This is a genomic window from Apibacter sp. B2966 (assembly GCF_011082485.1).
GTDB lineage: Bacteria > Bacteroidota > Bacteroidia > Flavobacteriales > Weeksellaceae > Apibacter.
In genome coordinates this window covers 786,929-813,455 of sequence record NZ_CP049714.1, presented here as the reverse complement: position 1 = coordinate 813,455, position 26,527 = coordinate 786,929, and the positions used below count along the sequence as shown (strand labels likewise).

Annotated in this window: 23 protein-coding genes, 3 tRNA genes and 1 riboswitch; of the genes, 17 read left to right on the top strand and 9 right to left on the bottom strand. The window is 28.9% G+C overall.

Translation table 11 applies throughout. The features are described from left to right. The first annotated feature begins 144 nt into the window (after nt 1–144). The 7 genes from G8C43_RS03495 to G8C43_RS03465 all read left to right on the top strand — a co-directional run bounded on the left by G8C43_RS03495 (nt 145) and on the right by G8C43_RS03465 (nt 7,557). Nucleotides 145–798: a DUF2461 domain-containing protein gene (locus G8C43_RS03495; RefSeq protein WP_166004204.1), complete on the top strand. Its 654-nt coding sequence runs from the start codon at nt 145–147 to the stop codon at nt 796–798. Between the two features lie 40 nt (nt 799–838). Further along, nucleotides 839–1,543 carry a VIT family protein gene (locus tag G8C43_RS03490; RefSeq protein ID WP_160563986.1) on the top strand — a complete coding sequence of 235 codons (705 nt, stop codon included), beginning with the start codon at nt 839–841 and terminating at the stop codon, nt 1,541–1,543. A gap of 270 nt (nt 1,544–1,813) precedes the next feature. After that, on the top strand, nt 1,814–3,043 hold the full coding sequence (locus G8C43_RS03485) for an ABC transporter permease (protein ID WP_166005695.1): 1,230 nt from the start codon (nt 1,814–1,816) through the stop codon (nt 3,041–3,043). Nucleotides 3,044–3,045: 2 nt separating this feature from the next. Then, nucleotides 3,046–4,152, top strand: coding sequence for a DUF3810 family protein (locus G8C43_RS03480; RefSeq protein WP_160542038.1), 1,107 nt, complete (start codon nt 3,046–3,048; stop codon nt 4,150–4,152). Between the two features lie 286 nt (nt 4,153–4,438). Further along, nucleotides 4,439–6,046, top strand: a complete 1,608-nt coding sequence (locus tag G8C43_RS03475) for an Ig-like domain-containing protein (protein WP_166004201.1) — start codon at nt 4,439–4,441, stop codon at nt 6,044–6,046. A 43-nt stretch (nt 6,047–6,089) separates the two neighbouring features. Next, nucleotides 6,090–6,536 (top strand): heme-binding domain-containing protein, encoded by a 447-nt coding sequence (locus G8C43_RS03470; protein WP_166004198.1) that lies wholly within the window; start codon nt 6,090–6,092, stop codon nt 6,534–6,536. 100 nt (nt 6,537–6,636) lie between these two features. Continuing rightward, nucleotides 6,637–7,557, top strand: coding sequence for an LD-carboxypeptidase (locus tag G8C43_RS03465; RefSeq protein WP_166004195.1), 921 nt, complete (start codon nt 6,637–6,639; stop codon nt 7,555–7,557). A 171-nt stretch (nt 7,558–7,728) separates the two neighbouring features. Here G8C43_RS03465 and G8C43_RS03460 read toward each other — a convergent pair whose 3' ends face one another. Next, nucleotides 7,729–8,187: a GtrA family protein gene (locus tag G8C43_RS03460; RefSeq protein WP_255410613.1), complete on the bottom strand. Its 459-nt coding sequence runs from the start codon at nt 8,185–8,187 to the stop codon at nt 7,729–7,731. Nucleotides 8,188–8,286: 99 nt separating this feature from the next. Between G8C43_RS03460 and G8C43_RS03455 the strand changes: the two genes are divergently transcribed. Then, complete coding sequence (locus G8C43_RS03455) at nt 8,287–9,375, top strand: agmatine/peptidylarginine deiminase (RefSeq protein WP_166004193.1); 1,089 nt, start codon at nt 8,287–8,289, stop codon at nt 9,373–9,375. Nucleotides 9,376–9,628: 253 nt separating this feature from the next. Here the strand turns inward: G8C43_RS03455 and G8C43_RS03450 are convergent, their stop codons facing one another. The 3 genes from G8C43_RS03450 to G8C43_RS03440 all read right to left on the bottom strand — a co-directional run bounded on the left by G8C43_RS03450 (nt 9,629) and on the right by G8C43_RS03440 (nt 14,478). Continuing rightward, nucleotides 9,629–11,023 carry an NADH-quinone oxidoreductase subunit N gene (locus G8C43_RS03450; protein WP_166004190.1) on the bottom strand — a complete coding sequence of 465 codons (1,395 nt, stop codon included), beginning with the start codon at nt 11,021–11,023 and terminating at the stop codon, nt 9,629–9,631. A gap of 345 nt (nt 11,024–11,368) precedes the next feature. After that, nucleotides 11,369–12,499 (bottom strand): YncE family protein, encoded by a 1,131-nt coding sequence (locus G8C43_RS03445; protein WP_166004187.1) that lies wholly within the window; start codon nt 12,497–12,499, stop codon nt 11,369–11,371. Continuing rightward, the gene (locus G8C43_RS03440) at nt 12,496–14,478 is read right to left on the bottom strand and encodes a TonB-dependent receptor (protein WP_221411575.1); all 1,983 of its coding nucleotides are present in this window, start codon (nt 14,476–14,478) and stop codon (nt 12,496–12,498) included. The genes G8C43_RS03445 and G8C43_RS03440 overlap by 4 nt, the downstream gene beginning before the upstream one ends. Nucleotides 14,479–14,644: 166 nt before the next feature. Further along, a riboswitch (cobalamin riboswitch) is annotated at nt 14,645–14,844 on the bottom strand. Nucleotides 14,845–14,962: 118 nt separating this feature from the next. Between G8C43_RS03440 and G8C43_RS03435 the strand changes: the two genes are divergently transcribed. After that, nucleotides 14,963–15,295 (top strand): MerR family transcriptional regulator, encoded by a 333-nt coding sequence (locus G8C43_RS03435; RefSeq protein WP_105297915.1) that lies wholly within the window; start codon nt 14,963–14,965, stop codon nt 15,293–15,295. Between the two features lie 19 nt (nt 15,296–15,314). Then, on the top strand, nt 15,315–15,551 hold the full coding sequence (locus G8C43_RS03430) for a hypothetical protein (protein WP_105297914.1): 237 nt from the start codon (nt 15,315–15,317) through the stop codon (nt 15,549–15,551). Between the two features lie 111 nt (nt 15,552–15,662). Here the strand turns inward: G8C43_RS03430 and G8C43_RS03425 are convergent, their stop codons facing one another. Next, nucleotides 15,663–16,688 (bottom strand): glycosyltransferase family 2 protein, encoded by a 1,026-nt coding sequence (locus G8C43_RS03425; protein WP_166004184.1) that lies wholly within the window; start codon nt 16,686–16,688, stop codon nt 15,663–15,665. 3 nt (nt 16,689–16,691) lie between these two features. After that, nucleotides 16,692–17,645 (bottom strand): glycosyltransferase family 2 protein, encoded by a 954-nt coding sequence (locus G8C43_RS03420; protein ID WP_166004182.1) that lies wholly within the window; start codon nt 17,643–17,645, stop codon nt 16,692–16,694. Nucleotides 17,646–18,146: 501 nt separating this feature from the next. Between G8C43_RS03420 and G8C43_RS03415 the strand changes: the two genes are divergently transcribed. Then, on the top strand, nt 18,147–18,707 hold the full coding sequence (locus G8C43_RS03415) for a 1-acyl-sn-glycerol-3-phosphate acyltransferase (RefSeq protein ID WP_166004180.1): 561 nt from the start codon (nt 18,147–18,149) through the stop codon (nt 18,705–18,707). A gap of 403 nt (nt 18,708–19,110) precedes the next feature. On the opposite strand, the gene G8C43_RS03410 is transcribed toward G8C43_RS03415, so the two are convergent. Then, a complete protein-coding gene (locus tag G8C43_RS03410) occupies nt 19,111–19,809 on the bottom strand; it encodes a hypothetical protein (protein WP_166004177.1) in 699 nt (232 codons plus the stop codon). 72 nt (nt 19,810–19,881) lie between these two features. Here G8C43_RS03410 and G8C43_RS03405 point away from each other — a divergent pair, with 72 nt between their 5' ends. Next, complete coding sequence (locus G8C43_RS03405; RefSeq protein WP_105297909.1) at nt 19,882–20,259, top strand: RNA-binding S4 domain-containing protein; 378 nt, start codon at nt 19,882–19,884, stop codon at nt 20,257–20,259. A 13-nt stretch (nt 20,260–20,272) separates the two neighbouring features. On the opposite strand, the gene G8C43_RS03400 is transcribed toward G8C43_RS03405, so the two are convergent. Beyond that, complete coding sequence (locus G8C43_RS03400) at nt 20,273–20,791, bottom strand: shikimate kinase (protein WP_166004175.1); 519 nt, start codon at nt 20,789–20,791, stop codon at nt 20,273–20,275. A 114-nt stretch (nt 20,792–20,905) separates the two neighbouring features. On the opposite strand from G8C43_RS03400, the gene G8C43_RS03395 reads away from it, so the two are divergent. The 3 genes from G8C43_RS03395 to G8C43_RS03385 all read left to right on the top strand — a co-directional run bounded on the left by G8C43_RS03395 (nt 20,906) and on the right by G8C43_RS03385 (nt 21,209). Further along, nucleotides 20,906–20,978: transfer RNA gene (locus tag G8C43_RS03395), tRNA-Lys, on the top strand. Nucleotides 20,979–21,017: 39 nt separating this feature from the next. Further along, nucleotides 21,018–21,090: transfer RNA gene (locus G8C43_RS03390), tRNA-Lys, on the top strand. Between the two features lie 46 nt (nt 21,091–21,136). After that, a tRNA-Lys gene (locus G8C43_RS03385) sits at nt 21,137–21,209 on the top strand. A 255-nt stretch (nt 21,210–21,464) separates the two neighbouring features. Here G8C43_RS03385 and G8C43_RS03380 read toward each other — a convergent pair. Then, complete coding sequence (locus G8C43_RS03380; RefSeq protein WP_166004173.1) at nt 21,465–21,965, bottom strand: endonuclease V; 501 nt, start codon at nt 21,963–21,965, stop codon at nt 21,465–21,467. A gap of 387 nt (nt 21,966–22,352) precedes the next feature. On the opposite strand from G8C43_RS03380, the gene G8C43_RS03375 reads away from it, so the two are divergent. Both G8C43_RS03375 and G8C43_RS03370 read left to right on the top strand, forming a co-directional pair. After that, nucleotides 22,353–24,041 carry a T9SS type A sorting domain-containing protein gene (locus tag G8C43_RS03375; RefSeq protein WP_166004171.1) on the top strand — a complete coding sequence of 563 codons (1,689 nt, stop codon included), beginning with the start codon at nt 22,353–22,355 and terminating at the stop codon, nt 24,039–24,041. A 552-nt stretch (nt 24,042–24,593) separates the two neighbouring features. Further along, on the top strand, nt 24,594–26,378 hold the full coding sequence (locus G8C43_RS03370; RefSeq protein WP_166004169.1) for a T9SS type A sorting domain-containing protein: 1,785 nt from the start codon (nt 24,594–24,596) through the stop codon (nt 26,376–26,378). Nucleotides 26,379–26,527 lie beyond the last annotated feature (149 nt).

Below are 26,527 nucleotides of genomic sequence, written 5' to 3'. Positions count from 1 at the left end.
AAAAAAACGTCCTGAATTAATTCAATTCAGGACGTTTTTTATTTTAACATTTCATGAATAAGTGGACAAGATAACTAAATGTTCATATTTTTGTAATTAAATATAATGTTTATTGATATATTTGTATATAGTAAATAAAATGGCATGTTGTATAAAGAATCTATAAATTTCTTATCAGAATTAACTAAAAATAATAATAGAGAATGGTTTACTGAAAATAAAGACCGGTATGAAAATTCACGTAAAGATTTTGAGCAATTAGTGACTGAGCTGCTTCAATCAATTTCTCAATTTGATATCCAAACTAGATATTTAAATCCTAAAAAATGTATATTCAGAATTTATAGAGATATACGATTTTCAAAAGACAAAACTCCTTATAAAACTCATTTTGGAGCGGTATTCAATGAAAAAAAAGGATCAGGATTTTATATACACATACAACCGAATAATAATTTTCTAAGCTGCGGATTTTATGACTTAACTTCGAAACAAGTAAAGAACGTTCGAAAAGGTATTGAAGAGAATTTTGAAGAATTTAAATCGATTCTATCTGAAAGCAAATTCAAAAAAGAAATAGGCGATTTATCCAGAGATTCCGATGTTTTAAAAAGAGTACCTGCAGGATTTGATATAGAAAGCCCGGCAGTTGAATATTTGAAGTTAAAACGATTTTATGTAACCAAACCCTTCGCCCAAGAAAAATTATTTACTAATAGCTTTATAGAATATACTACGAATCTATATAAAATTATGCATCCGATTTATGAATTTTTAGAAGAATTTGCCCACGAATAAATCTAATTAAGGTATAATGATTGATGATTACTTCATTATGATGGAAAAAAAATCTTATACCTCAGAAAAACATTATGTTCATAAGATCGGTTGGTTGCGTGCAGCAGTTTTAGGAGCAAATGACGGTATACTTTCTACAACCAGTTTAGTAATAGGAGTTGCAGCAGCTAGTACCAATAGAGAATTTATTATTTTATCTGCCGTATCGGGGATAATTGCCGGAGCCATGTCTATGGCTTCAGGAGAATATGTTTCAGTAAGTTCCCAGGAGGACATTGAAAAATCGGATTTAATCAGAGAGCAAAGAGAATTAGATGCGACACCTGAGGTAGAATTACAAGAACTAGCTAAAATTTATCAAAAACGGGGATTAGATAAGGAACTATCAATTAAAGTAGCCGAACAACTTACGAATCATAATGCGTTAGCAGCCCATGCAAGGGATGAGTTGGGAATTAATGAAATATCTAAAGCTCGTCCTTTGCAAGCAGCTTTAGCATCCTTATTTTCTTTTTTATCGGGTGGAATTTTACCATTACTTCTTTCGATTTTTGCACCTCTCAATCATATGGTATTAATGCAATATTTGTTTTCAATTATCTTTCTTATTATACTTGGAGCCATATCTGCAAAGACCGGAGGGTATAGCATGCTAAAAGGTATGTTCAAAATTGCTTTTTGGGGTACTCTTTCGATGGGTTTAGCAGCCTTCGTTGGACATCTTTTTGGCGTTCAAGTCGGATAGTGTAAATTTTATAAGAATTAATCTGTTAAATTGTTTTTATCTAATGGAATGTTTCTAAAATTAAGTGTATTATCTATATTTTAGTTAAGCTACGATTAAACCTTTAAATCATTAATGATTACAAAAAATACTACTAAAAATAATATGGAACGATTCAATTTATAGAAAATATCTATACACATAAATTTAAAATCCTCGATTATATAACGAAATAGGCTAAAAAAGATTAAAATAGTAAACAATTATTTATATTTGAAAAAAATTTCCGAGTTGAATTTTACCTGGTTTATATCCAAAAAAATAGCTTTATCAAAAAGTAATAAAAATAATCTTTCGCAAACCATCATTCGTATCGGTCAAACGGCTATTGCAATAGGTATCGTAGTGTCTGTTTTAACTATGGCTATAGGGCTTGGATCTAAAAAAGCCATTAAACAAAAAATGGCCGATTTCAACGGTCATATCACCATTAGAAGTTACGACAGTAACAATTCATTCAATAGTTCTAAACTAAATAGAAAAAATGTACAGCTTGAAAAAATAAAAAATAATCCTGAGGTTTCCAATATTCAAGAATATGCTACCCGAAGCGGCGTAATTAGAACAAATATAAGTTTTGCCGGAGTTATTTTAAAAGGAGTTTCGGAAGATTTTGACCGCCAACGATTTAAAGAGTTCATGATTAAAGGGGAAATTCCCAACTATTCTAAAAATTCGATAAGTAATGAGGTGATTTTGTCCGAAAAAATTGCCAAGGAAATGAAGCTGGATATTGATTCAACCTTTGTCATGTTTTTTGTAAGAGAAAATCAAACACCTATTTACAGACGATTTACATTGAAGGGAATTTTCAGGACAGATATAAAACAAATTGATGATGTCTTTTTGATAGGAGATATACAACATATCCAAAAATTAAATCATTGGAACGGAGATGATATAGGAGGATATGATATTTTTATAAAAGATATTGAAGATTTAGACACGGTTTTCCCTAAAATTGAAGAATGTGCCGGATTTAATAATTATGCAGAAAAGGCAACAACAACATTTTCACAAATCAATGATTGGATACGTATTTTTGATACCAATATTTTCATAATCATGTCGATTATGATGGTTGTAGTTGTCATAAATATTATCATGGTGCTTCTTATACTGATAATTGAGCGAACCAATTCAATAGGAATGTTAAAAACGTTGGGAGCATCAAATAAACAAATAAGAAAAATTTTTATTAATTATACTCTTTTCATAATGATTCCGGGATTGTTGGTGGGAAATTGTATTGCTATTGCATTGTTATATATTCAAAAGTATTTTGAGGTTATAAAATTGAATCCGGATAATTACTATGTAAGTTCAGTACCGGTTTACATAAATTTCTTTTATATTTTTATTATATCTTTGGTTTCTTTAGTTATTAGCGGGATAGTATTACTTTTACCTTCTTATTTAATAACTAAAATATCTCCTATAAAAGCTATAAAATTTCAATAAATATGTTAAATAAGAAGAAAATAAAAGTAAGTATAAGCGGTTTATTATCTTCACTTTTGTTGCAATTTTTCATATTTCAAGTTATAAAATTGAGTTTAAATCCGACGGATAGTTGGTATTATCGTTTTGTAATAAAAGTAAAGTTTTTTTTAAATTCAGTATTTGGAAATATTTCAATTTCAATAGGAGATATATTTTATATAATTTTAGCCGTATTTATCTTATCATGTTTGATACAAGCATTCATTTTTTTTATAAAAAAGAAGAAAGAAAAAATAACAGCATGTTTTATAAAGATCTTACTTCTTTTAAACATTTTATACGGATGGTTTATGTTGTCGTTTGGGCTTTTATACAACTATAGAAATTTCTCCCAATATGAAAATTCTCAAGAAAAATTATTTCTAATTGATTATAAAATTGTTGCGGGACATTTGTTAAATGAATGTGTTAAACTAAAGGAAGAAGTTTCCAACAATAAAAAAGGAGAATTTACGGTCAACCGTGAAAAGATGATTCAAATAATTAATCAAGAACAAAGTGCTTTTTATGGTATTCCGAGGCAAAGTGAAAACGTTAAAAAATCAATCTTTAATCCCATTTTAATTAAATTGGGAATACTGGGATATTATAATCCATTTACAGGAGAAGCTCAAGTTGCTAAAGGAATTCCCGATACATCGATCCCCTTTACCATAGCACATGAAATGGGACATCAGGTAGGAGTGGCGAGAGAAGATGAAGCAAACTTTTATTCCTTTTATATGGGAGAATCTTCACCCAATAAAGATTTCCAATATAGTGTTAAATATAAAGCTTTAAATTATCTATTGCGAGAAATCTATGTAAATGATTCTGCATTTGTGCATTTACTTTTAAGAAATTATTCGGAAGGAATGAAATTGGATCGAGAAAAAGAAAAAAAATATTATCTGGGAATGTCAGGGTTAGGATCAGATGTATTTTCTTATATGAATAATGTATACCTTAAATCAAATTCGCAAAAAGAAGGAATTATTGCTTATAATCTTGTATCTCAAATGATTGTCAGCTATTACAAAAAACAATATCCCTCCTTGTTTTTAAAAGAAAACCCTTTAGTTCAGTAAAATAAAAATTAAGAGAAGCAATAGTTTATAGTTATATAAATTTTTATCTTCACTAAACTCATAAAATTTGTATATAATCAACCGGTTATAGTTGAATCATATCCGGTTCATCCCTTTACTTTATTGACCGGTCATACATCAGATTATCCTGATTTATTGAATCAATAAAATCAGGTATTTTCAAGTATAAAACAAAAATTTACATCGATGAAGATAAATTAAGAATTAAATACTTGACAATGGGACACAATAAGTATATTTGTAAACACTATACTAAACTTTGTATATGTATAAAATAATTAAAATTCTTGTAGTAAGCAGCCTAATAATTTCATGTGCACGAGTTGGGAGTCCAAGCGGAGGTCCTAAAGATATTACACCTCCTAAATTTTTAGGCTCTAAACCGGATACATTAGCTACAAATGTTAATCCTAATACTAAGGAAATTGTATTAAATTTTGACGAATATGTGATTTTGAGAGACATAGCACAGCAGGTCATCATTTCACCACCTCCCGCAATTACCCCAACCATTTCTCCGGTTGGTACAGCAAGGAAATACGTAACCGTTCGTTTTTATGAACCGTTACTTCCGAATACTACCTATACTATCAATTTTGGATCGAGCATTCAAGATAATAACGAAGGAAATAAATTAAACAATTTTTCCTATACATTTTCTACGGGAAATACAATTGATAGTCTACAAGTTAATGGTACGGTTAGGCAAAGTTTAAAAAAAGAATTGGCAAACCCGACGATCGTATCCTTGTATAAGATTGAAAAAGATAAATCAGGTAAAGATTCCGTAAATTTAAAAAATAAACCCTATTACATTTCAAGAGTAGATTCTGCAGGAAATTTCAAATTAAAACATTTGCATGAAGGAAAGTATAGATTATTGGCATTTAATGATCTAAATTCAAATTTAATTCCTGACACGGATAAAGAAATGGTAGGATTTGCAGCAAAAGATATTAATCCCTTGTATCCGGAAACTTATTCATTAGTATTGTCTCCTGTAAAGCAATCGTACAAATTTTTAAAAGCAGAACAAGAGGGTCAGGGCATAATAAAAGTTAAATTTAAAGGACACCCCGATAAATTAAGTATAACTCCTGTTGATCGTGATTTTCCTTCTTATAAAATAGAACATCAGCCCTTTGCCGACAGTTTATATGTATATTTTAACAATGCAGAATTCAAAAAAACAGAGAAGAAATTTAGATTAAAATTACTTTTAAAATACCTTCAAAAAGTTGATACGCTTAATTTATTATATGATAATACCTTAAAGTCAGAGTTGTCAATTACACCCATCGAAAAAGAAGTTTCACCCACTACCTGTTTTATGTTAAAAGCTTCCAATTATATTGATCGGATTGACAAAAACAGAATAGAAGTAAGTAAAAATAATGAACCCATAAATTTTAATGCGGAAATAGATTCTTTAAATGCTAAAAATATTGCTATTAAATTTCCTGTAGCTTATGATACGGAATACAAGGTTACCATTAAAGATCAATCATTTAAAGATTTTTTAAATCAAACTAATAAAGATACGTTATCATATGTGATTAAAACCAAAAAGCAGAATGAATTTGGAAATTTAAGTATCAGATTACAAAATAAGCCTGATTCAAAATTTTTCTTTCAACTGGTAAATGAAAAATACGAAGTATTGGAAAATATTTATGGATCACAAGATACTTTTGTATTTCAAAACATGAAACCGGGAAAATATTTGATTCGTATATTGGTAGATCAAAATAATAACGGAATTTGGGATTCGGCAGATCTGGAAAATTTCAAACCGGCAGAACCTACCTATTTATATCCCAATGTTATCGATGTCAGGCCCTTATGGGATATTAATGAAGTTTGGATTTTATAAATTCAGTATCCATATTTAAACTATAAACGATAATTCATTACTGATGAAAAAAATATTGCTTTATGGAATTATCATTTTTTTATCTTTCCAATTAATTCAAATAGATAAAGAAAATCCATCGGTTAACAAAAAAATAGACTATAACCGGGTAACACATGCAACTCCGGAAATACAAAAAATTTTAAAAAAAGCCTGCTACGATTGTCATTCTAATGAAGTAAATTATCCATGGTATTCTTCCATTGCTCCTATATCTTGGTTTATTAAAGAACATGTAAATCAAGGAAAAGAATATGTTAATTTTTCAGAATATGGAAAATATAATCGTTATCAGAAAGAACATATTAAATCATCCCTATACCGAGTAATTGAAAATAAAACCATGCCCCTCAACAGTTATCTTTGGATGCACAAAGAGGCGAATTTATCGGAAAAAGATTATATCCTTTTACTCAATTGGTTTCAGACACAATGTAGCATAAAAAATTAAAAATGCATACATTTTGTAGATACCTGTTAGATGGAAAATGTAAAAGGAAAATTAAATCAATCAACAGAACAGGATAGTAATGAGTTTATATCATAATTTTATGAAACCTATTAAAAAAGGAGATACTATTTTAATTGTAGCACCGGCAGGAGCAGTTAAAAAAGAGGACATTCAACCGGCGATAGATATAATTACAAAACAAGGCTGGAAGTATGAAACAGGTAAAAATACATTCAATCATTATTATTTCGGATATAATTATTCGGGAACAGTAAAAGAAAGGTTGGAAGATTTGCAATGGGCATTAGATCATCCCCGTGCTAAGGCTATATGGTTTGCCCGAGGCGGCTATGGAGGTGTACAACTAGTGGATTTTTTAAAATTGAATAAATTTAAAGAACATCCTAAATGGTTAATCGGATATTCGGATAATACGGTTTTTCATCAGCATTTTAATAGAAGAGGAATTCCTACTTTACATGCAACCGTTTGTAAATCATTACCGCAAGGACAGTCAAATGAAACCTATACAACCCTTGTGGATGCCTTAGAGAATAGAAAACTTGAATATGAAATAGAAAGCACTTCTTTTAATAAACCAGGAAAAGTTGAAGGAATTTTGACAGGAGGCAACCTATCGATTTTATACAGTCTGTTAGGAAGTAGATCCTTAGATCATTGGGAAGATAAAATTATATTTATGGAGGATTGGTATGAAAATTATTATCATATTGATCGAATGCTGATCGGATTGAAAAGAGCGGGAGTACTTAATAAAATTAAAGGATTACTGGTAGGAGCTTTTACGAAAATGGATTCAAAAGATGAAAACAAATTCTATGATGAACCGTTTGATCAAGAAGCCTATAAAATTATTGCTTTACGATTTCAAAAATACAATATTCCCATGGCATTTGGTTTTCCCGGGGGACATATTTTCGATACACGCGCCTTAATGATGGGAGGAAACATAATTCTAGATATACAAAATGATAAGGTTTTTCTTAGAAATACAATGTAATAAATAGATATAGTTTATAGAAAATAAATATATCAATCGAATTAAGATCTTTTTTTCAATATATTTAAAGGGAGTACCATCTGTAAGCTTAAAACTAACCTCAAAGCATGAAAATCCTAAATACAGTAAAAATATTATACTGTATTTAGATTATAAGGTTATAAATTACGATTAATTAGAGAATACTATTTTCTTTTTTGCGATATAATTGATTATAGATACTGCGAAAATAGCGGCAGCTTTACAAAATACTATGTCTCCTATAGTATAAAAGTAAAAATTAATGGGTTTGTTAACGAAGAAATGAAAAAACGCAAATGCTCCCCAACTCATAAACATAGTAATTATAGAAAGGCTAAAAAATAATACAAATTCCTTTCTTCTGGAATGTTTACCTCGTTCAAAAACATAGCGAATGCTAAAAAAATAATTGCTCAAAATACCCGCTCCGGTAGATAAAAGATTGGATAATGGGTAGGCGTTGGACTTGTTTTCGAAGGAAAAAAAATGAGGCAGCATATTAGGCAAGCTTAGTAATTTCATACAAAAAATTTCAATTACGGCACTTAAGGCTCCTGCTAGAAAAAACAAAACTAATTGTTTTTTGTGCTTATTTATGGAAGTGATCACTTAATAGAAATTATTAAAAATTTTTACAAAAATAGATTAATTTTTTTTATTTCTGTAATTTTGGATTAAATAAATAATAATTTAAAACATAGACTGAATATGTCAAGCAAAGATTATATGAAATATACTCCGCAAGAATTTTTAAATAAAACTCCTAAAGAATTGGGATTCTTTTTTCCGGCTGAATTTTATCCTCATAAATCTACTTGGTTATCTTGGCCGCACAAAGAATTATCATGGCCGGGTAAAATTGAAAAAATCTATGCCCCGTATGCTCAATTTATAGCAGAAGTATCTAAAGGGGAAGAAGTTAATATAAATGTGGTTAGTGTTGAGATGAAAGACTTTGCCATGAGTTATATAGAAAAAACAAATGCTAATTTGGATATGATCAATTTTTATATTCATCCGACTAATGATGCTTGGTGTCGCGACCATGGTCCCGCGTTTGTAATTAATCCCCATTCATTAGAACATAAAAAAGCCATTGTAAGTTGGAATTATAATGCCTGGGGTGATAAATATCCTCCCTATGATTTGGATAATAAAATACCTCTTCATATAGCCAAAGAAAAAAGATTACCTGTTTTTAATCCGGGCATAGTGATGGAAGGTGGTTCCGTTGAGTTTAACGGTAAAGGAACGGTACTAACATCTAAGTCATGTCTACTTAATAAAAACAGAAATCCTCATTTAAATCAAAGTCAAATCGAAGAATATCTGAAAAATTATTATGGAGTAAATCAAGTCCTTTGGATCGATGAGGGAATTGTTGGCGATGATACAGATGGTCATATAGATGATACCGTACGTTTTATAAATGAAAATACCGTACTTGCTGTGGTAGAAGATAATAAAAATGATGAAAACTATCATATATTACAACATAATCTTAAACAATTAAAAGCTATGAAGCTTCCCGATGGTTCTCCTTTACAAGTTATAGAATTACCTATGCCCGAACCGGTATACTATGATGGATGTCGTTTACCTGCTTCTTACGCAAATTTTTACATAGCTAATAAATCAGTGATCGTACCTATTTTTAATGGTGAAAATGATAAACGAGCGTTGGATATCATAAAAAAATGTTTTCCGAATAGAAATGTAATAGGAATAGATTCCACTGATATCATTTGGGGATTAGGTAGTTTCCATTGTTTGAGTCAACAGGAACCGGCGATTTAATAGATATCAATTAAAAAAGTGGAATGGATCTCTTTAACGATTTAATTTCAAACCAAATCATCTGAAACAAAGAACACTTTGTAATTTACAAATGGAGAGATAAAAATACTAGTTTTTAGCAAATTAAAGTAAATAATAAAGTCGCAATTATATTGCGACTTTAATTATTTGTATGATATAATTATGCGTATCTTTTTTAAATGATATTGTTGAACTAATCTTAAAATGCTCAACATTAAAAACTGTTTATTTCTTAATTAGCCAAAGCTAAACAAGAAAAAACAGGTTCAGGATAAACTCCCAAAAGGATTATTAAAATTACCAATATAACAGCTATAACATTGTAAATAATTGGAGCTTTTTTAGCTTCATTTAATTCTTTATAACCCGGTTTAAAATACATGGCATTGATAAGCTTAAGATAGTATCCAATACTGATTGCAGATCCTATAATAGCTATAATGACTAATATCGGTTGAGTATATAATGCTTGTGAAAACAACGTAAATTTAGCAATGAATCCGGAAGTTAACGGAATACCTGCCATAGATAATAGAGAAATTGTAGTTACCAAAGCTAAGATGGGTTGTTTCTTAGCCAATCCGTTGAAAGCATTTATATCGGTAATACCATTTGAAATTCTTTCGATGTAAATAAGGCTGATAAAAGCACCTATAGTTGAAAGTGAATAAGCTAATAAATAGAATGCTAATGTATAGATAGAATTAGCATCTGTATTAAAATAAATTAGCAATAAATAACCGGCATGCGAAATACTGGAATATGCCAACATTCTTTTAGCATTTTTTTGCAATACACCTACAATATTGGCAGATAGTAATGTTAAAATTGCTGCATAGAAAATTATATATTGCCATTGGTTTAGTTGACCGATAAAAGCTGTTTCAACTAATTTATATAAAGCAACAAAACCTGATATTTTTACCACGGAAGCCATAAAAGCCGTGATTAGGGAAGGAGAGCCTTCGTATACGTCCGGAGCCCAAAAATGAAAAGGAACTATGGATATTTTAAATAGTAACCCGACTAACAATAGAATTATACCGGTTATGTACATAGTAGGGTAGTGAGTCGCTTGTATGCTGTATAAACGAATAGTTTGTAAATCAAAAGATCCGGTTATACCGTATATTAATGCAATTCCGAAAAGTAAAAATCCGGTTGCAAATGCTCCTAATAGGAAATATTTGATGGAAGCTTCATTGGAACGTAAGTCATTCTTATTGCTTCCTGCTAATACATATAAAGGAATTGATAAAATTTCAATACCTAGAAATAAAGTAATTAAATTTTGGTAGGAGAAAAGGACTATACCGCCACAAAGTGCAAAAAGCATTAAGCTATATACCTCTGCCTGATGATGATCTATGAGACGAAATGCATATTTTCCTAAGAATACGATTAGCAAAGTGGTCAAAATAGATATTTGAGTAAATATTTTGGCTGTTTGATCAAAAGCAAACATGGACGCATATCGTGTGAAAAAAGGACTATCTCCGTAAAAAGAGACGATCAAAGCGATAAGTAATCCTAAAATTGCAAATGGTTGAGAGTATTTTCCTTGCCCGAAAACACCTGAATATAAACTCAGAATGGCTGCTGCGAAAATAATGATGATGATGCTCATTATATTTTTAGTATTTTTTGTAAAGTTTTGCTGCCAAAGTTACAATTTTTGATTAAACTGTGAAATTAAAAAATGAAAATAGTATCGTATTATAATAACGCCGATATATTTGATAAATTTATGAAATATAATAAGTTGTTTTAAATTTCAGATGCCTTGCCAATTTATAGATTTTATCTTAACATTTAGTAATAGTATTATTTATTTACCCATTTTTCATCAGTTTTCCGACAATATTTTTATGCTATATAATAGGTAGGATATTAAGATATAGTACCAAAAAGTAAAAAGATTGTTTTTCATCAATCTTTTTACTTTTTTAAAGCTATAGAAGTTTGAAAAAATTTATTTACTTACTAAGGCAAAATGTCCGGGAGATACGCCGGTTGATTTCCACCATTGTAAGTCGCCATTTTTTGAGAAATAATATATTTTTCCATTGGAAACAAAATCCATAGCATCCCCAATATAAAAGCTGCCATTTTCAGGATCAACAATTATCCCATATGGGGACATAATTTCAGACTTTGAACTCTCTTTGATTAATTCGGAACTTATCACTTTTTGCGTATCTATATTTATAATACCATAATTATTTATAGTTTTTCCTGAAGAATATTCCGATCCATAAAAATAAAGTTTTTCTTTATAAAAAGTGAAGTCTGAAACCGCTATATCCAGTTTATTAATGACTTGATCAGTCGATGGATCAATAACAGCAACGAAAGGCTTTAAATTAGCATAATCGCCTCTTGAAGTAACCCAAATATGATTATTCTTATCTTTTCGTATTCTATGTAAGTTCTTACCGACTTCGATATCGTTAATTTTTGTAAAACTGTTCATGTCAATTACAGAAACCGTTGTGTCATAATCCGGAGAATAATATCCTCCTGAATTAGCAACATAAAGCTTATTATTTACAATAGTCATTTCTTCCGGATTGCGTCCGACAGTAACTTCATTTACAATGGTGCCGTTAGCAAGATCAACTTTGGCAACATATCCTTGTCCGTTAGGAGTAGAACCAGCATATGAAGACACATACGCATAGTCGCCGTTAAATGTAATGTATCTGCAATTTGGAATAGTTATTTTTCCTATATGCTTGGCTGTTTTAGCGTCCATAATTTCAACATAATTAGAACCGTTGATTACGGCATACATTTTATCCTTATAAATTTTTAAATCATTACCGGTATCGCCCAATCCACCTTGATCAGGGTTGATTTTAGTAAAATAGTTATTAAAAAAATCAGCTGTGTCATAATCAAAATAGGATAGAGAAGAGTTGTTTTGTTGATAATTACCTTCATTCAAAATATATAACCCTTTTTTGGCATCCGGTTGGGATATAATGTTTGAATCATCTTCAGACCATGAATCGTCATTACTACAAGAAACAATGAACCCTGTAATAATTATTAAAATTGGTACTAAAAATTTCCTTGCTACCATAGTTTCTAGTTTTTTCATATGTTTAATTTAATGATGATCGTATAGTTTCTACCCGGCATGGGATAATTGGCTACTATGTCGTAATATTTATTAAAAATATTATTGATTTGTAAAGATGCTTTGCATTTGATATGAGTGAAAAATAATTCTCTTGAAAATTGTATATCATGAGTATACCAAGCTTTTACATTATTTTCAGTATTATTAGAAGGAGAATTGTACCGTTCTCCCGTATACATAAAGCTATAATTTAGATTCCAATCTCTGTAAGCAGCTTCTAAAGTAAATGTCCCACTGTGCCAAGGTATATAAGGAAGTTGATTTTTATAATTTAAAATAGGAGAAGATAAATTTTGTGCATCTTCATACGTATAGGTTATCAGGGTTGAAACTAAAACGTTTTTCACTAATATTGAAGTCTTAGAAGATAAGTCTAACCCTTTTATTCTTGCTTTACCAAAATTTAACATGGTCCAACGAAATTGTTGTCCTTTGGGATAAGCTATGATTTTATCTTTGACCGTATTATAATAAGCATCAATAGTAAAATCAAAATGAATAAAACTACCGGAAGTAAAGTTTTTATTTATACGAATACCCGCATCGAACTGATTAGTATATTCCGGTTTTAAATTTGAATTTCCAAAATCCGTATAGTATAAATCATTAAATGTTGGCATTCTAAAAATTCTCTTATAAAAACCATGAATGCTAATATCTTTAGAAAGTAAAGGTTGGTAATTTAAGAAAACAGCAGGGGTAAATTCATTTTTGTCTGAAGCTGTACCCATGCTGTTCATGTCTTTCGTTTTATCTTGCACAAATGTACCTAAAACGCTTGTTTGAATTTTAAGTTTATCCCAATGAAAAGCTGTAGCTAAAGCGATCATTTCTGTATTTCTCGAAGGAGAAGCGAAATTTTTTAAATCGGCATTCATTCCGTTATGTTGGTAATCTGCAGATACAGAAATATCCCAAAAAGAAAATAAAGTAACCAGTTGTGAAGATGAAATATATAGTTCATCTTGCTTATAAGTATTGTTAATACGGTTGGAAAATTTATTTCCCCAAATAGAGTCATTAAAAACTTCTAAATTTTTATAATTGGTAAAATCATGAGCATATTTAGCATTTAATGCTATTCTGTATTTTGTGCTGATTATTTTTTCAAAAGATCCCTGCAAAAAGAAATTACGATCCCATTGTTGAGCAAACTGATACCTTTTATAAGAATTTTTTAAAACGGCACCGGGTATTCCTCTGCTTGAATCATAATAATATCCTTTCAGATTCCATTTACCATGAGGTAGGGTACCAAATAAATTTCCTTCTGTTCTAAAAGCACTTATGTTACCATTTTGTCTTACAGCGATCGTATCCCAATTACCTTTCTTTTGTTGAAATTTATATTTTCCATCTGAATTAATATATTCCATAGTAAGAGAAGATGAAATAAATGAGGATAATTTTTGTTCCCATAGGAGGGAGGGGTTAATTAAATGAAATGATCCGGAACGATAGGTGGCACCTATATTAGTTTTTTTTTCACCCGTAAAAACAGGACGTTTGGTTGTTAAATAGATACCTCCGGCAGAGCCGAAATCTTTAGCGGGTTGGAATATTTGACTTTTTTGTCCGTTGTATACTGATATTGATTCTAAATTATCCATGGAAAATTTTCCTAAATCAACCATACCATTTTGAGCATTTCCTATGGCTATTCCATCATAAAATACACCCACGTGTTCGCTTCCCATTCCTCGAATGTTAACTGTTTTCATTCCTCCAACACCTCCATAATCTTTAAGTTGAATTCCTGAAAATAATCGTACGGCATCAGCTACCGAAGAGCTGTTTCGATTTTCTAATTCTTTTCCTTTCAATTCTTGGAAAGGAATTATTCCTTTATCATTTCTTTTTCCCGTTGCCAGTATTTCCTGTAATTCTGTTACAGTTATGCTGTCTTTTTTTTCTTGGGAATAAGATAATGGACTCATCAGGCTTAATAAAAAAGCAAATACACTATATTTATGATTGATGTTCATCATCATGGAGTCGAATATCTTAAATTACAGATATAGTAAACTAGTTTCCGGAAAAGTAAACAGGAAAAGTGAATATGAAATGCTTTTAATGTTTCAGCCTTGTTCCACGAAAGCTTGTAAAACTATGGTTAAATTTGGCAGGTATTCTGACTTACTTCATTTTAAGAACCTTCCCAAGAAAGCAACTTCTCAGTGGTATATCTCTTAAAACGTACTAGAAGATTACAGCAGCGGGCCTGTTTCGGATTTTCACCGAATTCCCTTTTAAGATTGCATATTTACCGGTAAATAGCAATCACCAAATTTAGGCAAATATAAATAAATATTTTTAGGGCATCCGTATTGATTATTTGGGTCGAACTAATAATTCTAAAAAAAGATTAATTTTTTAAACGAACTATAGTAAGTTGAATTAAAAAATCATTAGATTTGAATAATGAACGTACAACTTCCTGAAAAATTATATTATTCTATAGGCGAAGTAGCGCAGGCTTTTAATGTTAATACTTCACTTATAAGGTTTTGGGAAAAAGAATTTGATAGTATTTCACCCAAAAAGAATAAAAAAGGAGACCGTTTTTTTACCCCAAAAGATATTGAAAATTTTAAAATAATTTTTCATTTAGTAAAAGAAAAAGGATATACCTTAGAAGGAGCAAAAGTTGTTTTACAATCACAAAAAAATTTATCCAAAAAAGTTGAAATCATTGCTCGTTTAGAGTTAGTGAAGGCAGAATTAATTAAGTTAAAAGAATTATTAGACGAATAAAAATTTAAATAAAGACAATATGAAATTACCTAAGTTTTTAATGGCAGACAATTCAGATTTTCCTGAAGATTTATTTGTTGTGCATACAGAGTATCCTAGATTTATTTTAAATGTAGAAGAAGAGGAGGTTGAATGGTTTGATGATTTGGAAGGAGAAGAGGAAGAGGTTGCTAATGAAGTAAATTCATTGATTCAACAAGCATTCGATTTTTGCGATGCTGAAATCGAAAAATACGAAGATGATGAAGAGGAGTAATGACTTCTTAGATTAAATTATGATATTAAAAAAGTAAGCAGTACATCACTGCTTATTTTTTTGCTCTTTGATTCGATGGGATTAATTTAATAAATGATGATATATATTTTTTTAATCATCAATAGCACACCCCTGGTTCCTATATTGATTTTTAAATTTTTCTGACCATTTTTTCCATTCTTCCGGTTTTATTTTTTGATTATTTTCATTTTTCAAAAATGATAGGATGTAATCTTCTGAGAAATCCTTAGGAAAATTTTGCATGGGATCAAATGCATCATTATACCATTTTTCATTAATTAAATAATTAAGTTGATTAACATCAAAATCAAATCCATAATTATGATAGGAATTGGTAGCAGAAGAATTAAACGTAGTTTTCAGAACTTCATGATTTAATTGAGCGATCATGTTTTTGTGTTTATGCTTTCTAAAATACAGGGTAGCATTGTATAATTGTTTTTTTTCATCAACTTTTCCATTTATATTTTCCCAAGTTTTAAGCCAAAATTCTTTTTTATGAACACCCATAAGTATTGAAATTAAAATCCAATATTTAGTTTTAGTAGTGTTAGATACCAAACCCAATTTATATAAAATACTAAAAAACTTATATTTATTATAAAAAAAACATTTCAGAATGAAAGGAGGGGCAGTAAAAAGATCCGGATATACGGAAATTATATCGGAATTGATTTTATCATGTTTAAACTGATCAACAAAATTATTATTTCCCGACCAACCTAATTTGAGTAAGGATATATTTTCTTTTTCCATTACTTCATTGATTTCATTCACATTAATTTTTCTCGTAAACCAAACATCATCTTCCGTTATAATGAAATAATCTGAAGCTTCTTTTACTGAATTGACCCAAAGTTGAGTAGGAATTTTAAAGCCATTAATATCTTTACCTGACTTTAAATTTTCTTTAATTGCTTCTTCCTTTTCTATATAATTTTCAGATTTTATAATTTTAATGGACGGGTATTTTAATTTAATTTTATTTAGATATTTTTCAGGAGTTCCATCATCTAAAACTTTAATTGAATAAGTACCCATTACAAATTTTTGGATACTGGCTAAGCATCTGTCCAAATAAAAGGGGCGGTTAAAAGATTTAATTAAAATATCCATAGTTTAAAGTTTAGAATAAATTTTACAAATGAGATTAAAAGTATTTTTATTTTTTGAAAATAGAGAATAAAGTATATAATCTAATGATATAGGATAATAGTTACGATATTTTTTTACTAAAAATTTTAATTGATTTGCATCTTTTCTGTAAAAACAAATTTTCATGGCATATAACAAATCTTTTTTACTAATTGGGTAATGAATATCTTCTATATTAATAAATGATTGTGGATTAAACGCATCATAACTGTCTTTACCATTACCGAGCCTTTCTTTATAAAATTCACGGGCTTTATTGATAAACAACCATTGTACTAGTCTGTTTTTGGTTTTTGAAAGTGAATGATTGGTTTGTCTGTATGAAATTAATGTATCAGGTAGATTTACAATTTTTTTACCTTCTGAAAATAACCGTAAAATGAGATCATAGTCTTCCGAATAAATCATTTTTTCTCGATAAAAAACTTTATCATTTCTTAATAGTATAGAAGAATGATAGAATAAATTGTTTTTGAGAATATTTCTTTTTAATTCATGATAATCGGTTAAAGCTATAAAATTATTACAAATAGTATTGTTTTCATCAATTATATGAGCACTGCTGCCTATTAAAAATACATCCGGATTATTCTCCAGAAATTCAACTTGTTTTTCCAATCGATTGGGTAATGCAAGATCATCAGCATCTAATATAGCCAAATATTTACCTTTAGCATTTTCAATTCCGATATTACGGGATTTTATAACAAACAAGTTTTTATCGTTGTTAATAAGCTTGATTCGGGAATCTCTTTTACTAAATTCTTCTATAATTGATTGAGTTCTATCGGATGAGCCATCATTAATAACCAGCAATTCAAAATTAGCATACGTTTGTTTGATTACCGATTCAATTGATGCAGATATATGTTTTTCTGCATTGTAAGCAGCCATAATAACCGATACCAAGGGAGTCATAAGTAAGATATATAAATACAAAAGTAAAATATTTTTAATTAAACCGTGTAAATCGGCTTTTTTAAGATAAAAAATTTTAGGAAGTGAGTTTTACGTCAACTTATAGGTATCCGCAACGAAAAAATGTATGGGAATAATTAAAAATATAAATAAAATTCCATTAAGATATTTATAATTAATTTGAGTTAAATTCAAAGAAAATTTTTAATTTAGCAAAAAATTTAGGGCGTTCATATATATAGTAGAGATTCTGATAATTAAAGCTCAGGTTTTTATAACAGTATGTAGAGCACCTGAATATAACTTTTTTTTAGTTTAGTGTTTTAATTAATTCAGAAAAAAATAAATAGATCATGGTACAAATTCTCTTTAAGATGGTGTTAGTTATTATGGATTACATAATGTCAATGTTAAGTTAATTAGAAAATTATATACATGTGAAAAGTTCAGTTAATGTCAATTAACTGAACTTTTTAATTATTTTTAATAAGTAATCAAATTATGAGAAAATTACTAGGAAGGTTAATGCTGTTCGTTATGGGATGGAGATTTAAAAATGAAGTGCCTGTTAATGAATTAAGAAAATGCGTATTAATTTGTGCTCCCCATACCTCTAATTGGGATTTATATTATTGTTTAGCCAGTTTTTGGTGTTTAAAAATTCCTTATAAAGTAATGATTAAAGATGCTTATACCAAACCATGGTATGGATTCTTTTTCAAAGCACTTGGATGTTTAGGAGTCGATCGAAGTCAATGGAATAATTTGGTTCAATATTCATCGGAACTAATTAAAAATTCCGATTCGATGGCTTTAATAAATACTCCGGAAGCCACTCGCTCCCGTGCCTTACAATGGAAAAAAGGTTTTTACTATATAGCTAAGCAAGCGAACGTTCCTATTGCTCTAGCCTATGCCGATTATAAAAACAAAGTAACCGGTGTTTCCAAATTAATTTATATCGGCAATCAAACGATTGAAGAGATATTTGATCAAATAGAAGACTTTTATAAACCGGAGATGGCTAAATTTCCTGAAAACTATAATCCTAAGATTTATTAAATTAGATTATCTAAATTCTTAGACATTAAAAATATTTTTTTGAATTCTTATATTGCTGGGACGATCAAGCAACTTTCAGATTATATTTGTAAAATCAGAATTCCGACAAGAATATTCTGTTTATAACTATTGCCTGTAATTTTGATGGATATATAACATATATCAACGTTATGGATGATCGTAATAAGACTCATGATCTGGATAATTGCACCGCATTAAAAGTCATTGATTTCTATGTCCTTCCGCATTATATTGTAGAACCTTTTACTGATTTTGTCCAGTAAATCTATTTGATGTATAAAAAAAATTTAAAATTAGCTCCCACCAATAATTAACAGAGCATAATTGTTGATAGCAATGGTTATATGATTGTCTGAACAATACATTCAAACAATATATAAATTTAATTACAAGTTTGATCTTGAAGGCAAACTTTATACAATTCAAAATTTAAAATGAACGTAGCATCTTTACTGTTTATGTAATTGGATTCTCTACCGTATGCCAATCGAGAAGGCACGATAATTAAACCTTGTAATACATGGTAAAGGTCATTTTTAGATTTATTAGTCGGCTTGAAATCCTTTAAACCGTCAACAATACCTTTAATCACATAATAATTTTCACTTTGAATCGTATCGTTTTTGGGCTTTTTGTAAAAGAAAGGGTCTTCTTGTGCAACCCCTGAATTATCAATTGTGCTTGATGAAGTATTCAAGGTTGAATATCCATTACCTCCTTCAGTTGCAACAAAATATTTTAATGAATAATGAATAAGTATATTGTTTTTACCATCAGCTATATTGGAGGTGTTTATGCCCTGATCTGCCTTTGGATTTTTAACGACCCAGTATCCTAAAGGAGATTTTATTGCATTTTTGCTCAAAGGCTCTTTATCATTTGGAGTAACCGTATCAGAAAATTTGGTTACTTTCCCAAGATCATCGAAATAATAGTTATTTAAAAAATTAACAATAGCCATATCATCAGCTGTATTTTGCTCATCAACGGATAAGGTTGAGGCGTTATTATCATCGCTCCCACACGAAACAAAAAATAAAAGTGAAAAGATACAGGCGGCTAAAAGGGATTTTTTAATCATGTAAATAAAATATGTTAATTTAGTTGCTAATTTACGATTAAATTTAATTTTAAAGACCAATTTTTTCAACCAATGAGAATAGATAAATTTTTATGGTGTGTGCGTTTCTATAAAACGCGGGCAATTGCCACCGAAGAATGTAAGAAAAATCGAGTATTTTTAGATGATGCTCCCTTGAAGCCTTCAAAAGAAATATTAGTTGGTGAAACGTATAAAATTAGAAAAAATCAGATTGACTATACGATTCAAGTTATACAAATTCCTCCCAATCGAGTAGGAGCAAAATTGGTTCCTTTATATATTAAAGATCTGACAGATCCTGAGCAGATAGAAATGATGAAATCAAGAACACAAACGCAAAACTATTACAGGCAAAAAGGATTAGGCAGGCCTACCAAAAAGGATAGGAGAGAGTTAGACGATTATACTCTGGAATGGGAAGATGAATAAATACACTACAAGTTTATTTAGTATTTTTTAGAACGGCAATGATTTCATTGCTTATTTCTTCCGGAGTTTTTTGGTTAACCGCTATCTTATAAGCAGCCGACTCATAAAATGTTGAACGTTCAAATAAATGCTTGGCAATAAATTCCGGTAAAGATTCGTCTTCTAAATGTGCAATAAGAGGGCGGTGTTCTTTTTCTTTACTTAACCTTTTTGCTAATTCTGAGACATTCATTTTTAAATAGAACGAGAAGCTTTTTTCTTTGATCTTATCCATGTTGCGATGATAAATAGGAGTACCTCCTCCTAAACTCAACACTAAATTGTCACCGTTCAATAATTCATTCAGATAAAAATTTTCTTTTTTACGAAAATAAATTTCTCCATGGATTGAAAAAATTTCTTGAATAGACTTATTTTCTTGAGCTGAAATATACTCATCCAAATCAATAAAGGTTATGTTGAGAGATTTCGCAAGATATTTGCCAACAGTAGATTTACCACTTCCCATATAACCCAATAAAGAAATTATCATACGATCAGATTTTTTACAAATATCATATTTTTTTATCAAATATATTTGCATACCCAAAAAAAGTCATTATATTTGCACTCGCTAAACGAAAATGCTTAGCAAACACTAAATAAAGACCTGGTAGCTCAGTTGGTAGAGCACAACACTTTTAATGTTGGGGTCCTGGGTTCGAGCCCCAGCCAGGTCACAATCTATTCAAAGAATAGATTATATATACATTTAGGGAGACCTGGTAGCTCAGTTGGTAGAGCACAACACTTTTAATGTTGGGGTCCTGGGTTCGAGCCCCAGCCAGGTCACATTTTGAAAATTCGCGCTTGAGATTCTCAAGCTTTTCTTGTTTATGACTCCGTAGCTCAGTTGGTAGAGCAATTGACTCTTAATCAATGGGTCGAGAGTTCGAGCCTCTCCGGGGTCACTTAAAAATCAATGAGTTACAAATTTTTTGTAGCTCTTTTTATTTCACATACGTAAACAAACTAGAAACAACAACAGAAAAAAAAGTTCGACTTCAGTTCTAGTATTTATTTTATTCATTTATACTATTTCAATATTTTTTTAAATTAACGGCTAATAAGTTATTAAAAATATTGTTGGAAGTTTTTGTGCAAAAATTTTTGTCTTACTATTATCTAAAAATTTAACTTTATATTGTAAAAATTTATTGTTTGAATTATCTTCTGGTTTCTTGATCTAATAATTTAAGGAGGGTGGGAATTCTATAATTACCATGCATATTTTGAATACATTGAGAAGCTTCATTAAGTGAAATTCCGACAGAACTAATATATAAGGGCTTTTTACTTTCTCCTCTTGTTATTTCCTGAACAATAGATTTGCCGGTAGAAAAAGGATTTTTAGCTACCCCTATAATTGGAATTTTCTCTTCCAATGCATCAAATAAGTATTTACCCAATCCCGGCCGATGGGTGTCATCTAAATAAACGAAGCCGTCAACTATAATCTGACTCATAACTTTTAAATTTATTTGTTTCAATAACTCTAAAATACAAGGAAGCTCTCTTTTATAAAACATTCCCGATTCATATTCAGATATTTCATAAATATAAGTAGTAATTAAGTCATTAGGAATGGGTTGATCCCAGTTTTTAAATAGTATACCCACAACTTTTGCTCGGTTCGGATAGTAATAAACATCAATAGCAAGTTTCATTTTTATTTAATTTTAATTTATTTCAAAAGTAATTTCTTATTATCTTATTAAACAGAAATTTTCAAATTAAATTTTAAGATTAACGACTAATCCTCTTTTTAACGGTGGTTAATTATGGAATGTATTGTTAAGAGTACTTAAATCCTTAAAAAATTTAACTGTTGTCATTATTTTTTTAAAGAAAAATTTTTAAAAATATGTTGGTGTCTGTATTGAGTTTAATTAAAATTGATATAGTAATTAGATTTCATTTAATATAATGGACCCTATAAGAAATAAGTAATTGTATTATTCAAATTAAAAAATAATTTAATGATTTATACTTATAAATTTTTATACATGTATTAATTATCTTAAATTAGCCTAAATTTAAAAAATAATACTAATATGAAAAAAAATCTACTTTATGTTTTATTATGGTGTATGCTATCTACACCTTTATGGGTACAGGGATCAGTATCGGAAAACGAAAAAAATGTGCATGGTAACTTTGTTTCAACTTCTACTTTAAATTATGATCCCATGGATTTACTGGGAATATTGAATTTATTAATGCAATATTCAGAAGATTCACATATTTGGAATTATGAGGCAGTAGGGTTAACCTTGGAAGATTTAGTTAAAGCAATTCCTTGTAATCCGGAAGCTATTTTAAACAAAATACCCGGAATGTTTACATGGAAAGAAAAAGATGGTTATCAGGTTTTGACAAAAATAGTTTACAATGGTAAATTAAGAGGAACTAAGAATAAACTTCACGAAAAATTTGATGGAAAATTTTTTAAAAATTTAGAATCCATAAGTTTTGACTCAAATAACTTTCATAAAATTGATGTTTCCAAAAATTTAAATTTAGTTGAGTTAGTTTGTTCAAGTAATTGGTTACAAGGTTTAGATGTATCCAATAATATAAATTTAAAAAAATTAGAATGTTTTAATAACCATGATCTTAAATTTTTAGATGTTTCTAAAAATGTTAATTTAATTGTACTATATTGCTGGTCATGTTCCTTATCAAAATTGGATGTGTCAAATCTTAATAAATTAGAAAAATTAAGTTGTGATTATAATAATTTAAAAGTTTTAGATTTATCTAATAATCCTAATTTAAACAATTTGGGCTGTGCATATAATAAATTATCCACTTTAGAATTTTCTAATAATCCTAATTTGGAGTATTTATATTGTTATAAAAATAATTTAACTTCATTAAATGTGTCAAATAATCCTAAACTATTACAATTATATTGCCATGACAATAAACTAACTTCTTTAGATGTTTCTAATAAACCTAAGTTAGGTAGGTTATTTTCTGCAAATAACCAAATAACCACCTTGAATATTTCGAATACGCCCAACTTAGTAACCGTCAGTTTATTTAATAATCAATTAACATCTATAGATGTATCAACAACAAGTACCACCCAAAATATGTATTTGTTAGAGTGTCACCATAATCAGTTAAAATTTTCAACATTAAAAGGTAAAGACTTCAGAACAGTAAAAAATTTTAAATTAAATCCTCAAGAAATTATAAAAGGAGGTACAAAAGGTTTTGTTGAAATAATAAATCTATCTTCAGAATATGATATTAATAATACAATAACCACTTATACCTGGTATGATAAAGCTACTAATCAAGAAGTAAGTATGTATAGGCTAAGAGGATTATTTATTGCCGGACCTTCTAATATAGGTAAAACGTTGATATGCAAAATGAAAAATGAGTTATTTCCTTCTTTAGAGTTAGAATATGAAGTAAGAATATCCAATTCAATCAATTATGAGGGGGCGCCAGACTCAACGATTCCTTCGGAATTTAAATTAACGGGACCGGATGCTAATTTAGCTGATTTAATTCAAGTTTATCCAAATCCGATTATAGATGTATTAAAAATAAATTCTACAATTAAAATACATTCATTAAGTGTTTATAACTTTTCTGGTAAAGAAGTTAAGAGATTTCCATCTTTTATCCATAATGCTGTGAATTTGCAAGATATACCAACGGGAACCTATTTGTTGGCCTTTAAAACAGATCAGGGCATTATTTCTAAAATAATTTTTAAAGATTAATAAGAAACATAATAGATAATTAAAATTTAAACCTGCCGATGTGCAGGTTTTTTGGTTTAAATAAGGTAAGGATAATAAAGAAACTGAGATGAATGGATTTAATTATATCACTTTCACTGAAATTAAAATTTTTTAGATTAAACAGACATTTGATGTAAGAATAGTTAAATCAAATCCTTATAATGAAAATTTTAGAATTTATTAACTAAAACTATGTAAGAGTTCACCCAGCACAAGTTTTATATTAAAGGAATTATACTTTTCTAAAATTATTGAAATAATAAACTTGGTCCGGTACTCTTTCCGACATTTATATATTTTAATTAAAAGTCGAACAAGTGAAATAATCCAATAAATAATAAAAAAAAACTGCTATTTAGCAGGTTTTTTTATGTGAAAAATAGTTGATCTGATATTGTAAAGTGATAAATTTTTTTAATTGAAAATAGAGGGTAAAATAATTCATAAAATAAATATTTATTTTTAAATAAGGTTAAAATAAAAATAAATATACTAAATTAGCATAATTAATGTAAAATAATTAAAAATGTTATGAAAAAAAATCTACTTTTTATTTTATTTTGGTGTATCATAACTACACCACTGTTGGCAACCGTTGATATTTCAAAACAAGAAAATTACTTGAGAGGACATTTTGTAATATCCACAACCACCAATTACGACGCGATGGATGTATATGGAATATTGAATTTTTTTATGCAATATTCGGAAAGTGAAAAAAAATGGAATTATGAACTGGCGGGGTTAACCTGGGAAGAAATGGCTAAGGCTATTAATGGTAATCCGGAGGTTATTTTTACCAAATTATCCGGAAAATTTGGTTGGAAAAATATCAATAGTTTAAAAGTTTTAACTCAATTAAATTTAAACTACAAAAATTATAATGGAGTTTTCAATGGCAATTATTTTAAGAGCTTAGAAACATTATATTGTACTGGCAATCGATTAACAACAATAGATGTAACTAAAAATGTTAATTTGAAGGGTTTATATTGTAATTCGAATCAATTAAAAATCTTAGATCTATCCAAAAATCTTAATTTAATTTATTTAAATTGTTCTTCCAATCAGTTAACAACCTTGGATATATCTAAAAACGTTAATTTGAAAGAATTATATAGTTATTCCAATAAGCTAAAGTCCTTGGATGTATCTAAAAATGTTAATTTAATGCTTTTAAATATTTATTCAAATCAACTAACCACCTTGGATGTATCTAAAAATGTTAATTTATTTGTTTTAAAGTGTTTTTCGAATCAATTAACCACCTTGGATGTCTTTAAAAATGTTAATTTGTATAGTTTAAATTGTAATTCCAATCAATTAACAACTTTAGATGTATCTAAAAATAGTAAACTAACATTTTTAGATTGTTATTACAATAAGCTAAAAGCCTTAGATGTTTCTAAAAATGTTAATTTGACAGAATTATATTGTTATTCCAACCAATTAACCACCTTGGATGTATCTAAAAATGTTAATTTAAAAATTTTAAATTGTAATTTGAATCAATTAACAACCTTAGATGTATCTAAAAATGTTAATTTAACAACATTAAATTGTTATTCGAATCAATTTACAAATTTAGATGTCTCTAAAAATGTTAATTTAATATACTTATATTTTAGTGATAATAAGATAGCTCAATTGCTTATTCCAAAAGTTCATAAGATAAGTGAATTAACTGGTGATCATAACAATCTAAAGCTATCCACTTTAAAAGGGAATTTTCTTACAATTAAATCTTTAAATTTAAACCCACAAGCAACGCTTCAAGGAGGAGTTAAAGGAATTTTTGAAGTGTTGGATTTATCATCAGAATATGCTATTGATGGAAAATATACTACCTATACCTGGTATGACAAAACAACTCAACAAGAAATCGGCGTCTATGCGCTAAAAGGTAAATTTTATGCCGGTCCGGAAAATGCAGGCAAAACTTTGATCTGTAGAATGAAAAATGAATTAATTCCAAACTTTGTTTTAGAATATGAAGTAAAGATAAAAAATACCGTATCATTTGCTTCAAGAAATATAAAAGAAAATATACCGGAAGGATTTGTATGGGTAGGTCCTCAAAAAAATGAACCAGAATCAATACAACTATTTCCAAATCCGGTAATAGATATATTAAAAATAAATACAGCAGCAAAAGTAACATCAGTGAGTGTTTACAATTATGCAGGAAAAGAAGTTAAAAGATATCCAAGGGTAATAAATAATGAATTGGATTTACAAGATTTGCCTTCAGGAATTTATATCGTGAATATAGATACCGAAATAGGAACATTATCCAAAAAAATTATAAAAAAATAATTTAAACTAAAATAAAGTAAAAAAAACTGCTAAAGAGCAGGTTTTTTTTTGTCCGAATAAAAGTATCATTTATATAAAAAAAACTATATTCAAATTTGCTCCAATCAGTTGAAAGTTTTTTTTATGAATCTAACTTTAACAGTTATACT